This is a genomic window from Amycolatopsis sp. NPDC054798, from assembly GCF_053611505.1.
The window spans coordinates 1-12,646 of record NZ_JBSHAM010000051.1 but is presented as its reverse complement, the minus strand read 5'-3'; the positions used below and the strand labels follow the sequence as shown (position 1 = coordinate 12,646).

General features: G+C 68.6%; 15 protein-coding genes. 2 read left to right on the top strand and 13 right to left on the bottom strand.

Annotated features, from left to right (window positions below):
• Window positions 1-57 precede the first annotated feature (57 nt).
• Complete coding sequence (locus ACWGIC_RS27750; RefSeq protein WP_452078861.1) at window positions 58-624, top strand: cob(I)yrinic acid a,c-diamide adenosyltransferase; 567 nt, start codon at window positions 58-60, stop codon at window positions 622-624.
• The gene (locus tag ACWGIC_RS27745; protein WP_452078860.1) at window positions 606-1,655 is read left to right on the top strand and encodes an alpha/beta fold hydrolase; all 1,050 of its coding nucleotides are present in this window, start codon (window positions 606-608) and stop codon (window positions 1,653-1,655) included. The genes ACWGIC_RS27750 and ACWGIC_RS27745 overlap by 19 nt, the downstream gene beginning before the upstream one ends.
• Here the strand turns inward: ACWGIC_RS27745 and ACWGIC_RS27740 are convergent.
• The 13 genes from ACWGIC_RS27740 to ACWGIC_RS27680 form a co-directional block, all read right to left on the bottom strand.
• A complete protein-coding gene (locus ACWGIC_RS27740; protein WP_452078859.1) occupies window positions 1,636-1,809 on the bottom strand; it encodes a hypothetical protein in 174 nt (57 codons plus the stop codon). The genes ACWGIC_RS27745 and ACWGIC_RS27740 overlap by 20 nt on opposite strands.
• Before the next feature lie 94 nt (window positions 1,810-1,903).
• The gene (locus tag ACWGIC_RS27735; protein WP_037815359.1) at window positions 1,904-2,338 is read right to left on the bottom strand and encodes a DUF2550 domain-containing protein; all 435 of its coding nucleotides are present in this window, start codon (window positions 2,336-2,338) and stop codon (window positions 1,904-1,906) included.
• Window positions 2,339-2,365: 27 nt separating this feature from the next.
• On the bottom strand, window positions 2,366-2,731 hold the full coding sequence (locus ACWGIC_RS27730) for a F0F1 ATP synthase subunit epsilon (RefSeq protein WP_009082582.1): 366 nt from the start codon (window positions 2,729-2,731) through the stop codon (window positions 2,366-2,368).
• A 114-nt stretch (window positions 2,732-2,845) separates the two neighbouring features.
• Window positions 2,846-4,273, bottom strand: coding sequence for a F0F1 ATP synthase subunit beta (gene atpD / locus ACWGIC_RS27725; protein WP_452078858.1), 1,428 nt, complete (start codon window positions 4,271-4,273; stop codon window positions 2,846-2,848).
• The gene (locus ACWGIC_RS27720) at window positions 4,273-5,205 is read right to left on the bottom strand and encodes a F0F1 ATP synthase subunit gamma (RefSeq protein ID WP_452078857.1); all 933 of its coding nucleotides are present in this window, start codon (window positions 5,203-5,205) and stop codon (window positions 4,273-4,275) included. Before ACWGIC_RS27720 ends, atpD begins: the two co-directional genes overlap by 1 nt.
• A gap of 11 nt (window positions 5,206-5,216) precedes the next feature.
• On the bottom strand, window positions 5,217-6,854 hold the full coding sequence (atpA, locus tag ACWGIC_RS27715) for a F0F1 ATP synthase subunit alpha (protein ID WP_452078856.1): 1,638 nt from the start codon (window positions 6,852-6,854) through the stop codon (window positions 5,217-5,219).
• A gap of 54 nt (window positions 6,855-6,908) precedes the next feature.
• Window positions 6,909-7,736 carry a F0F1 ATP synthase subunit delta gene (locus ACWGIC_RS27710; RefSeq protein WP_452078855.1) on the bottom strand — a complete coding sequence of 276 codons (828 nt, stop codon included), beginning with the start codon at window positions 7,734-7,736 and terminating at the stop codon, window positions 6,909-6,911.
• 6 nt (window positions 7,737-7,742) lie between these two features.
• Entirely contained in the window at window positions 7,743-8,297 is a 555-nt protein-coding gene (locus ACWGIC_RS27705) for a F0F1 ATP synthase subunit B (protein WP_452078854.1), read from the bottom strand.
• Window positions 8,298-8,325: 28 nt separating this feature from the next.
• Window positions 8,326-8,580, bottom strand: coding sequence for an ATP synthase subunit c family protein (locus ACWGIC_RS27700; protein ID WP_009082593.1), 255 nt, complete (start codon window positions 8,578-8,580; stop codon window positions 8,326-8,328).
• 58 nt (window positions 8,581-8,638) lie between these two features.
• The gene (gene atpB, locus ACWGIC_RS27695) at window positions 8,639-9,424 is read right to left on the bottom strand and encodes a F0F1 ATP synthase subunit A (protein ID WP_452078853.1); all 786 of its coding nucleotides are present in this window, start codon (window positions 9,422-9,424) and stop codon (window positions 8,639-8,641) included.
• A 386-nt stretch (window positions 9,425-9,810) separates the two neighbouring features.
• Window positions 9,811-10,278: a hypothetical protein gene (locus ACWGIC_RS27690; protein ID WP_452078852.1), complete on the bottom strand. Its 468-nt coding sequence runs from the start codon at window positions 10,276-10,278 to the stop codon at window positions 9,811-9,813.
• Window positions 10,279-10,329: 51 nt separating this feature from the next.
• The gene (locus ACWGIC_RS27685; protein ID WP_452078851.1) at window positions 10,330-11,487 is read right to left on the bottom strand and encodes a glycosyltransferase family 4 protein; all 1,158 of its coding nucleotides are present in this window, start codon (window positions 11,485-11,487) and stop codon (window positions 10,330-10,332) included.
• 91 nt (window positions 11,488-11,578) lie between these two features.
• Window positions 11,579-12,229, bottom strand: a complete 651-nt coding sequence (locus ACWGIC_RS27680; protein WP_452078850.1) for an L-threonylcarbamoyladenylate synthase — start codon at window positions 12,227-12,229, stop codon at window positions 11,579-11,581.
• Window positions 12,230-12,646: the final 417 nt, after the last annotated feature.

Genomic DNA, 12,646 nt, shown 5'->3' with positions numbered 1-12,646 from the left:
GCCAATCATGCCCTCTCGCCCAGTTTTGCCCGAACCCGGGCCGGTAGAGTCGGGCGCATGGTGGTTCGTATCAACCGGGTCTACACGAAGGTCGGCGACAGCGGCACGACCGCGCTCGGCGACGGCTCCCGGGTGCCCAAGACCTCCGCCCGGCTGTCCGCCTACGCCGACACCGACGAGGCCAATTCCGTGCTCGGCCTGGCGATCGCGCTCGGCGGGCTCCCCGACGAGATCTCCGGCGTGCTGCGCCGGATCCAGAACGACCTGTTCGACGTGGGCGCGGACCTGTGCCTGCCGATCCAGGAAGACCCGCCGTACGAGCCGCTGCGCATCACCGAGGCGTACCTGGAACGGCTCGAAGGCTGGTGCGACGAGTTCAACGAACGGCTGCCGAAACTCACGTCTTTCATCCTTCCGGGCGGCACCCCGGGCGCGGCGTTCCTGCACCAGGCGCGCACGGTGTCCCGCCGCGCGGAACGGTCGGCGTGGGCGCTGATGGAGGCCGAGCCGGACACGTCCAACCCGATCGCGGCCAAATACCTGAACCGGCTCTCGGACCTGCTGTTCATCCTCGCCCGCCTGGCCAATCCCGAAGGCGACGTCCTGTGGCAGCCGGGCGGCTGATCGCCGCCAGTGCCTCCGCGCTGGCGGCGGGGCTCGCCGCGGGCGCCTGGGCCGCGCGCAACCTCAAGACGTACGACTGGGCAATGGCCCGCACCCGGCGTGCCGGATTCACCGAACACGACGTGCTGCTCAACGGCTCGAAACTGCACTACGCCCAAGGCCCGGCGGGCGGCAAGCCGCCGCTGCTGCTGATCCACGGCCAGGCCGTCGACTGGCACAGCTACGCACGCGTGCTGCCGGACCTGGCGCGGGATTTCACGGTGTACGCGGTCGACGTCCACGGCCACGGTTTGTCCGAACGGACGCCGGAGAAGTACACCGCAGCCGCGATCGGCGCCGATCTGGCCGGGTTCGTCGAAGAGGTGATCGGATCGCGGGCCGTCGTGTCCGGGCATTCGTCGGGCGGGCAGCTGGCGGCCTGGCTCGCCGGGCACCGGCCGGGCCTGGTCCGGGCGGTCGTGCTGGAGGACCCGCCGCTGTTCACCACCTTGCTGCCGCGGGCACGGAAGACCTGGAACTGGGTCGACCTCGCCAATGCCTGTCACACGTACCTGGAGTCCGGGGAATCCGACTGGGGCGCGTTCCTGTTCGCGCACCAGAAGCTCTGGGACTTCTTCGGCGGCGGCGCGCACCGAATTGTCCGGTCAGGACTGGCCCGGCGGGCGAAGCATCCGGACCGGCCGATCACGGTGTTCTTCATGCCGCCGGGCTGGAACGACATGCAGCGCGCGATCGAGCACTACGACCCGCGTTTCGGCGACGCGTTCCACACCGGAGCCTGGGACGAAGGGTTCGACCACGAAGCCACGCTGCGCAAGATCGAAGCGCCAGCGATCCTGATTCACGCGAACTGGAAGTACGGCGACGACGGCGTGCTGCAGGGCGCGATCGACGCGGACGACGCGCGGCGGATCGCCTCGCTGATCAGCGACGTCCAACTCGTCCGGGTGGACAGCGGGCACAACGTGCACGGCGAGAAACCGGCACGCTTCACGGAGATCGTGCGCTCCGCTACCGCCCGGCCCAGGTAGCTTCCTGAGCGGCCCAGTAACGCTCGTAGTCGACGTCCCACGTCGAATCGCGGCCCGGTTCCACAGCCTGGGCGGCGGTCAGTTCCTCGAGCCGCACCGGCTTCGGCAAGGTCTGCCAGCGGCGGGCCCGGTCTTCCCGTTCTCGGGCGTCCATGCCTCAAGGGTAGCCCCGCGAACCCGGTGCACGAGACGGGAAAAAAGCCGGGCCCGGCCCCGTGTTTCCACGGTGGCGGGCCCGGCTGAAAAAGTCACGAAGCCCGGGGCAGCCTTCGTCCCGGCGGAGCCGATTCGAGCCACGACAGGAACCCGGTCAGCGCACCCGGGCCCATCGCGATCTCGATCGCTTCCTGGTCCGAGGACTCGCAGCGCAGCACCGTCGACCCCTCAGGCACCGCGTACGCCTCGGAACCGGACGGGTCCCGGCGGTCGGCGATCTGCATGCTTTCCCGCTGGAACACGCGATCCGGGCCGGTGCGCAGGCTCCACACGCGGTACCAGACGAACTTCTCGCCCTCGTACCGGCCGAGGCCGAGGTGCCAGCTCGAACGGGGACTGTCCGGACGCCACCGCAGCGCGACGCTGACGCCGCCTCCGCGGCGCATCCGGATCCACCGCTGGCCGTACCAGCCGACCACGACGACGAGCACGATCAGGAGCACTAGCACCACGACAGCGATCTGCACGGCCCGGCTCCTGCCCGTCTAGTCCGGTCAGACCGACTGTCCAGCCGCGCGGAGCTGGGCCGTGGCCCTCGTCCGCTCGGCCTCGTCGCCGGTGCTGAGGGCTGCCTTCGCGGCGGCCACGTCGATTTCGTCGGACAGTTCGGCGCTCTCCGCGAGCACGCTCACCCCGGTCGCGGTGACGGACAGGAAGCCGCCGTGCACCGCGGCGGTCAGCACGTCGCCGTCCGTCGTGTTCACCTTCACCACGCCACCCTCGACGAGCTGGCCCAGCACCGGCTCGTGTCCGGGCATGATGCCGATCTCGCCCTCGGTGGTCTGCGCCACCACGAAGGTGGCGGTACCCGACCAGAGCCGGCGCTCGACGGCAACCAGCTCCACGGACATCTCAGCCACGTAGCACTCCTTCGCTCGGGGTGTCACCACCGAGTGTAATAGGTCTTGCTTCGGTTACGAGAACGGCGGGGGCTGGCGTCCACAATGGACAGTGCCCCCGCCGGTCTCACGCACTCACTTGCCGGTGATCTCGTGGTACTTCTTCTCGAGGTCCTCGAGACCGCCGATGCCCAGGAACGCCTGCTCCGGGTAGTGGTCGAAGTCGCCCTTGGTGATGCGGTCGAACGACTCGATGGTCTCCGACAGCGGCACCGTCGAGCCCGGGATCTGCGTGAAGGCCTCGGCCACCAGCATGTTCTGGGACAGGAACCGCTCGATCCGGCGCGCCCGCTGCACGGTCAGCTTGTCCTCTTCGGGAAGCTCGTCCATGCCGAAGATCGCGATGATGTCCTGCAGTTCCTTGTACTTCTGCAGGATCCGGATGACCTCGGAGGCGACGCGGTAGTGGTCCTCGCCGACGATCGCCGGGTCGAGGATCGTCGACGTCGACGCCAGCGGGTCCACCGCCGGGAAGATGCCCTTCTGGAACACGCCGCGGGAAAGCTCCGTGGTGGCGTCCAGGTGGGCGAACGTCGTCGCCGGGGCCGGGTCGGTGTAGTCGTCCGCGGGCACGTAGATCGCCTGCATCGAGGTGATCGAACGACCCCGGGTCGAGGTGATCCGCTCCTGCAGCTGGCCCATCTCGTCGGCCAGCGTCGGCTGGTAGCCCACCGCCGAAGGCATCCGGCCCAGCAGGGTCGACACCTCGGAACCGGCCTGGGTGAACCGGAAGATGTTGTCGATGAACAGCAGCACGTCCTGGTTCTGGACGTCGCGGAAGTACTCCGCCATGGTCAGCGCGGACAGCGCGACGCGCATACGCGTGCCCGGCGGCTCGTCCATCTGGCCGAACACGAGGGCGGTGTCGTTGATGACGCCGTCCTCGGACATCTCCAGGAAGAGGTCGTTGCCCTCACGGGTGCGCTCGCCGACGCCGGCGAACACCGACGTACCGCCGAAGTTCCGGGCGACACGGGTGATCATTTCCTTGATCAGCACCGTCTTGCCCACGCCCGCGCCGCCGAACAGGCCGATCTTGCCGCCCTGCACGTACGGGGTCAGCAGGTCGACGACCTTCAGGCCGGTCTCCAGCATCTCCGTCTTGCCCTCGAGCTGGTCGAAGGGCGGCGGGTTGCGGTGGATGCCCCAGCGCTCGAGGTCGTCGCCGTAGCCGGGCACGTCGAGGCACTCGCCGAGCGCGTTGTAGACGTGGCCCTTGACCTTGTCGCCCACCGGCACGGTGATCGGGCCGCCGGTGTCGGTGACCTCCGCGCCGCGGACGAGACCGTCCTGCGCCTGCAGCGAAATCGTGCGCACCAGGTTGTCGCCGAGGTGGCTGGCGACCTCGAGGGTCACCGTCTTGCGCAGCTGCTCGAACTCGATGTCGACCTTGAGCGCGTTGAACTGGTCGGGGACGGAACCGCGCGGGAACTCGACGTCGACGACCGACCCGGTCACCGAGACGATGCGCCCCTTGGCGCGCGGGGCTTCAGTACTGGTCATCAGTCATCACTTCCTGCTGCGGTGAGCGCGTTCGCGCCACCGACGATTTCGGAGATCTCCTGGGTGATCTGCGCCTGCCGGGCCTGGTTCGCCTCCCGCGTCAGCGTGTTCACCAGTTCGTTCGCGTTGTCCGAAGCGGCCTTCATCGCCGTGCGGCGGGCCGCCAGCTCGGAGGCCGCGGAGTCCAGCAGCGCGGAGTACAGCCGGGTGTTGATGTACTTCGGCAGCAGCGCGGACAGCAGCTTGTCGGCACTCGGCTCGAACTCGTAGCTCGGCAGCAGACCGGCCGGCTTCTCGTCCTCGCCCTCGGAGTACTCGACCTCGAGCGGCGCGACGCGCTTGGCCACCGGGCGCTGCGTCAGCATCGACACGAACTCGGTGTAGACGACATGCACCTCGTCCACCCCGTCGGTGGCGCCGGGCTCGCCCGCGGCCGTTCCGGCGAGGAACCGGTCCACCAGCATCTCGCCGGCTTCCACCGCGTTCGTGTAGGACGGCCGGTCGGAGAACCCGGTCCAGCTGCTGACGACCTCGCGGCCGCGGAAGCGGTAGTAGCCGAGCCCCTTGTTGCCGGTCACGTAGACCTCGGGCTCCTTGCCCTCCGACCGCAGCAGCGCGAGCAGTTCCTCGGTCGCCCGCAGCACGTTGGAGTTGTAACCGCCGCACTGGCCCTTGTCGCTGGTCACGACGAGCACCGCGGCCCGCTTCGGGTTCGGGCGCTCGACCAGCATCGGGTGGTCGAGACTGGCCGCCGCGCCGGCCAGCGCGGAGAGCACCTTGGTGATCTCCTCCGCGTACGGCCGGGAAGCGGCGACCTTCGCCCGCGCCTTGCCGACCCGCGCGGTGGCGGTCAGCTCCATCGCCTTGGTGATCTTGCTGATCGACTTCGTCGCCTTGATGCGAGAGCGAAGCTCCCGGAGTTGTGCGGCCATGGGCTACCAGCTCACTTCTTCGGAGCGGGCTTGTTGACCTTGACGGTCTCTTGCCCGACCTTCTCGGCGGCCATCGCGTCGGCGTTCGACTCGAGCGGCTTGCCCTCGGAGGTGGTGAACTCCTTCTTGAATTCGTTCACCGCCGCGATCATCGCGTCGCGGGTGTCGTCCTCGAACTTGCCGGTGTCGCGGATCGCGCCGAGCACCTCGGGGTGCTTGCGCCGCATCGACTCGAGCAGCTCGTGGTTGAACCGGCGCACGTCCGGGGTCGGGACCGAGTCGAAGTGACCGCTCGTGCCCAGGTACACCGTGGCGACCTGCTCCTCGATCGGGACCGGGGAGTACTGCGGCTGCTTGAGCACCTCGTACAGCCGGGCACCGCGCTCGAGCTGCGCCTTCGACGCGTCGTCGAGGTCCGAGGCGAAGGCGGCGAACGCCTCCAGCTCGCGGTACTGCGACAGGTCGATGCGGAGCGAGCCCGAAACGTTCTTCATCGCCTTGACCTGCGCGGCACCGCCGACTCGGGACACCGAGATGCCCACGTCGATGGCCGGGCGCTGGCCCGAGTTGAACAGGTCGGACTGGAAGAAGCACTGGCCGTCGGTGATCGAGATGACGTTCGTCGGGATGTAGGCCGACACGTCGTTCGCCTTGGTCTCGATGATCGGCAGGCCGGTCAGCGAGCCCGCGCCCAGCTCGTCCGAGAGCTTCGCGCAGCGCTCGAGGAGACGGGAGTGCAAGTAGAAGACGTCGCCGGGGAACGCCTCGCGGCCCGGCGGGCGGCGCAGCAGCAGCGAGATCGCGCGGTAGGCGTCGGCCTGCTTGGTCAGGTCGTCGAACACGATCAGGACATGCTTGCCCTCGTACATCCAGTGCTGGCCGATGGCCGAGCCGGTGTAGGGGGCGATCCACTTGAAGCCCGCCGAGTCGGACGCCGGGGCCGCGACGATGGTGGTGTACTCCATCGCGCCGGCTTCCTCGAGCGCCGTCTTCACCGAGGCGATCGTGGAGCCCTTCTGGCCGACCGCGACGTAGATGCAGCGGACCTGCTTCTTCGGGTCGCCGGTCTCCCAGTTGGCCTTCTGGTTGATGATCGTGTCCACCGCGACCGCGGTCTTGCCGGTCTTGCGGTCGCCGATGATCAGCTGGCGCTGGCCGCGGCCGATCGGGGTCATCGAGTCGATCGCGGTGATGCCCGTCTGCAGCGGCTCGGTCACCGGCTGGCGCTCGACCACCGAGGCGGCCTTCAGCTCCAGCGCGCGGCGGCCGGTGGTCTCGATCTCGCCGAGGCCGTCGATGGCCTGGCCGAGGGGGTTGACCACCCGGCCGAGGTAGCCGTCGCCGACCGGCACCGAAAGGACCTGGCCGGTCCGCTTGACCTGCTGGCCTTCTTCAACGCTTTCGAAGTCGCCGAGGATCGCGGCGCCGATCTCGCGCGCGTCCAGGTTCAGCGCCACGCCCAGCACGCCGCCCGGGAACTCGAGCAGCTCGTTGGCCATGGCCGAAGGCAGCCCCTCGACGTGGGCGATGCCGTCGCCGGCGTCGGCGACGACGCCGACCTCTTCCCGCTCCACCGAGGGGGCGTAACTCGAGACGTAATTCCCGATCGCGTGGGCGATCTCGTCCGAGGAGATCGTCAGCTCCGCCATTTCGTTCCCGCTCTCGCTTCTCTTCTGTCCAGTGTGCAAAGTCTGTGGTGCCGCTCAGGCCCGGCTCAGCGTGCGGCGCACCGCCGCCAGCTGCCCGGAGGTGCTGCCGTCGATGACCTCGTCCCCGACGCGGACGACGAGGCCGCCGCCGAGTGCCGGGTCGATCTCGACGTGCAGCGCGATCGGCCGCCCGTAGATGCCGTCGAGCTTGGTCCCGAGAAGGGACCGCTGCTCGTCGGTGAGCGCGTTCGCCGAGGTCACGTACGCGACCGAGCGTTCGCGGCGCTCCGCAGCCAGCGTGACCAGCTTGTCGAGCCCGTTGCCGACGCCGCGCCCCTTGGCGCGCCGCACGACCTGCTCGACGAGGATTTCGGTGACCGCGTCGACCTTGTCCGCGAACAGCGCGCGGACGAGGTTCCGCTTCGCCTCGGCCGGAGCGGCCAGGTCGGACAGCGCCGTCTCGAGTTCCGGGGCGCCCGCGACGATCCGCGCGACCTGGAACAGCTGAGACTCGACGGTTTCGATGTTCCCGGCCTTTTCGGCGGCGGTGAGCAGCGCCGAACGGCCGACCGATTCGAGCCCGTCCACCAGCTCGCGGGGACTGGACCAGCGGCTGCCCGCCACGGTGTCGAGCACCTGCAGGGCCTGCTCGCTCAGCTTTCCGTCGAGCAGGCGGCGGACCAGGCCCTGGCGGCTCTCCGGAGCGACCGAAGAATCGCCGACCGCGCGGCGCAGGCCGATTTCGCGGTCGAGGAGGTCGACGACCGAGAGCAGCTCGTCCCCGACCGAGGCCGACACTGTGGGGTCGGCTCCGGCCAGCACCTCGCCGAGCTTGCGCTCGGCGAGGTCGAGCGCTTCACGGCTCGCAGCATGCAGCGTCATCTCTGGTTACTTCCCCGCTCCGTTAGTGGCCCCGGCGGTGTCCAGCTCCGCGAGGAACCGGTCGACGGTGCCCCGGCGGCGCGCCTCGTCCTCGAGCGACTCGCCGACGATGCGGCCGGCCAGCTCGACCGCGTTGCGGCCCATCTCGGCCCGCAGCTCGGCGACGATCTGCGCCTTCTGCGCCTGCAGCTGGGCGTGGCCCTGCGCCACGATCCGCTGGGATTCGGACTCGGCCTGCTCCCGCAGCTCCGCCTTGATCTGCTCGGCTTCGAGCCGGGCGTCGTCGCGGATCTTCGCGGCCTCGGAACGGGCGTCCGCCAGCTGCGCCTTGTACTCCGACAGCGCCTTCTCGGCTTCTGCCTGAGCCTTCTCGGCCTTCTCGATCCCGCCTTCGATCTTCTGCGCCCGCTCCTCGTACGCCTTCTCGAAACGAGGGACGACGTACTTCTTGAGGATGAACAGCAGGATCAGGAAGGCGACGATGCCGAGGATCAGTTCCGAAGGGTCCGGAACGATCGGGTTGTGTGCATCTGCTGCGAGCACCATTTCGGTCTTCAGCACAACGTCTCCTTACGCGAGAGCGGACGACTCAGGCGGAGGCGATGAAGTAGATGACGATACCGATCAGGGCCAGCACCTCGGTGAGCACGAAGGTGGCGTAACCGATGCCCTGCAGCTTGCTCTGGGCCTCCGGCTGACGCGCGGTGCCGTTGATCACCGCGGCGAAGATCAGGCCCACACCGATGCCCGGGCCGATCGCGCCCAGGCCGTAGCCGATCGCGGCGAGGCCCTTGTTGAGGTTGATGGTCTCGGCGGCGGCCTGGGCCAGAACGATGTTGCTCACGTGCGTTTCCCTTCACTTCGGTCCGCGCACTCACGCGGATCGGGGTCTTTAGGTGTTCTCAGTGCTCCGACGCCAGCGCGGCGCCGATGTACCCCGCGGACAGCAGGGCGAAGATGTACGCCTGGAGGCACTGGATGAAGGCCTCCAGGAACGTCAGGCCGATGGCGAAGATCCACGCCACCAGCGACACCGGCTTCAGCGCGATGCTCGAGGTCTCGGTCAGCAGGAAGGTGCCGCCGAGGGTGAAGACCGCCAGGATCAGGTGTCCCGCGAACATGGCCGCGAAAACACGGATGGCGAGCGTGAGCGGGTTGAGGAAGAACTTCTCCGCGAACTCGATCAGCGCGTACAGCGGAAGCACCGGCCCGGGGACGCCGGCCGGAGCGAGTTCCTTCTTGAAGTACCCGCCGAGGCCGTGCTTCTTGATCCCGACGTAGTGGTAAACCGGGTAGACCACGAGCACCGACAACGCGACCGGGAATCCGAACCGCGCCATGGTGGGGAACTGCAGGAACGGGATGACCCCGTAGAGGTTGTTCAGCAGGATGAAGGTGAACAACGCGAAGATGACCGGCACGAAGCGCTGGAAGTCTTTCGAGCCGATCTGCTCGCGGGCGATGTTGTTGCGCGCGAAGTCGTAGATGCCCTCGGCCACGAACTGGCCTTTGCTCGGGACGACCTTCAGCTTGCGCGTCGCCAGCAGGAAGTACCCCGCGATGATGATCACCGAGAGCACCACCAGAAGCATCGGCTTCGTGACGAAGCCGAACAACGGCGGCAGCTCAAAGCTTTCGGCGCCAGGGGGCGCGAAGGTCGCACCCTCGGTCAGTACCAGCGCGGCCACTGGGCTCCTCCCGGTTCTCCCGGCCGGCGTTCACTCCGCCGGGGGAATCGTCACGATCTGGACTTAACGTACCCGATACTCATCGGGACGCCGGAGGCGGCGGTACCCACCGTGCGCGGAGCCAGTCACCGGTCTGCGCACGAGGGATGTCTCGCGTGAACACTGCCCTGCGGTCTACTTCGGACCAGAAGTGGAAGGAGAGGCGGAACCATCCGGTCGCCACACTGCTGATCGCGGTTCGTCGTCGGGAGTGCGCGGCCGAGGCCGCCACCCATGACGCGGACCATACCAGCAGGTCAATCACTGCCGTACAGGCGTACTCCTAACCAGCCGAACGGTCCAGGACTTAGGTCCCGGATCCGGCTGGGACCCTTGTCCCGAATCCGTCAATTCGAGGCGGGAATGATGGTCGGGATACGCGCTTTGCGGAATGCGGCGAACTCGACGGCGGCGGCCACGAGAATGGCGACGATCATCGTGATGCCGAGCGAAAGCGGGTGCAGCACGGTGACGCCCTTGAGCAGGGTCAGCGCGAGGAACAGCAGGATGACCTTGGCCGCGTAACCGCCGAGCGCGATGAGCATCACCAGCGAGGGGTCCTGTCCGGCGGATACCTTCATCATGCCCAGCGTCGACAGCGAGGCGATCATCGCCAGCACGCCGCCGACCAGTGCCCCGAGGAAGCCGTGCAGTCCGTTGAGGACAGTGAAAAGCACAATGCAGACCAGGATGAACGGCGGGGTGAACAGCAGCGAGGCGCGCGTCATCGAGCGCGCCAGCTGACGCACTGGCGCGGCGTGCGGGTTCTCCGGAGCTTTGGCCTGAGGCGTCTCGGGCGTCTCGGTGTCGCTCACTGCAATCGCTCCTCGTTCGGTTCGACCCGCCAGTATAGACCGCCCGCGGGCTCACACGCCGTGGCGGTGCCGGGAACGCAGCCGCGGCACCAGTGAAACCAGCACCGCGACCACCAATGCGGCGCCAATCGCCCAGAACACGACCGGGCTGTCGAAAATCGTGATGGAGACCGCGCCGAAAGACAGGATTCCGGCCCACAAATAGATCAGCAGCACCGCACGCCGTTGCGAATGGCCGATTTCCAGCAACCGGTGGTGCAAATGCATTTTGTCCGCGGCGAACGGGCTCTGCCCGCGCCGGGTGCGCCGGACGACGGCCATCACGAGGTCGAGCACCGGCACGAAAAGCACCGCGACCACGACCACGAGCGGGGACAGCAGGGCCAGCGCGTCCGAGGCGGAGAACCGGGTGTAGTTGACCCGGCCGCTGGCCGAGGTGGTGGCCCCGGCGAGCATCAGCCCGATCATCATCGATCCGGAGTCGCCCATGAAAATTTTGGCCGGCTGGAAGTTGTACGGAAGGAAACCGAGACAGGCCCCGGCGAGCGCGGCCGCGATGAGCGCGGGCGGGTACGCGCCGAAGTCGCCGCCCGCGTTGTCGAGCAGGCCGAGCGAGAACGCGCAGGTGGCCGTCGCGGCGATGAAGCCGAGCCCGCCGGCCAGCCCGTCGAGGCCGTCGACGAAGTTCATCGCGTTGACCATCACCACGACCATCACCACGGTCAGCAGCGCGCCCTGGTTCTTGTCCAGCACCAGCACCGAGCCGATGGAATCGCCGTTGCCGCCCCACGGCACCCAGAACGACACCCACTGCACGCCGAAGATGACGAGGATCCCGGCGCACATGACCTGTCCGGCGAGCTTCGTCCACGCGTCGAGCTCGAACCGGTCGTCCAGCACGCCGATGAGCGAGATGACGCCCGCCGCGAGCAGCACGCCGACCGCGTCGTAGGAGACGTCGAACCCGTGGCTGAGCGCGGGAAGCTGGTGCGCCAGCCCCATCGCCGCGGCGATCCCGAGATAGATGCCGACCCCGCCCATCCGCGGGATCGGCTTGACGTGCACGTCGCGCGCGCGAGGGTTGGCGATCGCACCGATCCGGATGGCCACGCGCCGCACGACGCCGGTCAGCAGATAGGTCACCGCGGTCGCGGTCAGCGCGACGAGCAGGTACTCCCGGATCGGGAGAAGTCCTTGGACTACAGGCATGACCGCGTCACGCCCGCCGGGAGGTCGGAGTCACCGCGCCACGCTACCGCGCCCGCGTGCGGCCCCGGTGAACGGCAGTCACTTGCCCGGATCAGTCCAGCGTCTCCGGGTCGATGCCCATCACCTCGGCGATGGCCGCCTTCGTGACCGCGCCCTCGCGCAGCACCACCGGCTTGTCGCCAGTCAGGTCCACGATGGACGACGCCACCGGCTCCCCGCTCGATCCGCCGTCGAGATACACCGACACCGAATCGCCGAGCTGCTCCTGTGCCTCCTCGGCGGTCGAGGCGGGCGGACGCCCGGAGACGTTCGCGCTCGACACCGCCATCGGGCCGACGTCGCGCAGCAGCTCCAGCGCGACCGGGTGCAACGGCATCCGCAGCATCACCGTGCCGCGCGAGTTGCCGAGATTCCACTGCAGACTCGGCGCGTGCGGCAGCACGATCGACAGGTCGCCGGGCCAGAACGCCTCGATGAGCGCCCGCGCCTGCGGCGGAACGCCGAGCACCAGACCGTCCACAGTGGACCAGGAACCGACGAGAACGCCGACCGGCATGTCCGGGCCGCGGTTCTTCGCCCGCAGCAACGCCTGGACAGCGCCCGCGTCGAACGCGTCGGCGCCAATGCCGTACACCGTGTCCGTCGGCAGGACGACCAGCCGGCTCGACCGCACCGCGGCAGCCGCCGCGGACAGGCCTTCGGCTCGGGAATCGCGCTTGCCGCAGTCGTAGACCGCACTCATGCCGGGCAGCCTATCCGGTGGGGCGGAGGGTCCTGGAGTGCCCCGAGGTGGGAGGGGGTGCCGGGGTGGTGGAGGGCTTGGAGGGGGGCGGGTGTTGAGACAGCGAGCGCTCGAAGCGAGGTGGGGTGCCGAGACAGCGGAGTACCCGAACCGAGATGGGGAGACCGAAACAGTGGAGCGCCCGAAGCGGGGCGGGGCGCCGAGACAGTGATGCGGGGAATCTCGTGCGGCGTTGGCTGGTTGGGCGGGCTTCGGCGCGGCGGCGGGGCGGCGGGGCGGCGGGGCGGGCTGCGGCGGGCTGCGGCGGGCTGCGGCGGGGACGATGCGGCGGGCTCTGCCCCAATGCCACATTGGGTGCGTCAGATGCACCCAATGTGGCGTTCGGTGCGTTCAGCGCACCCAATGTGGCATTGGGGC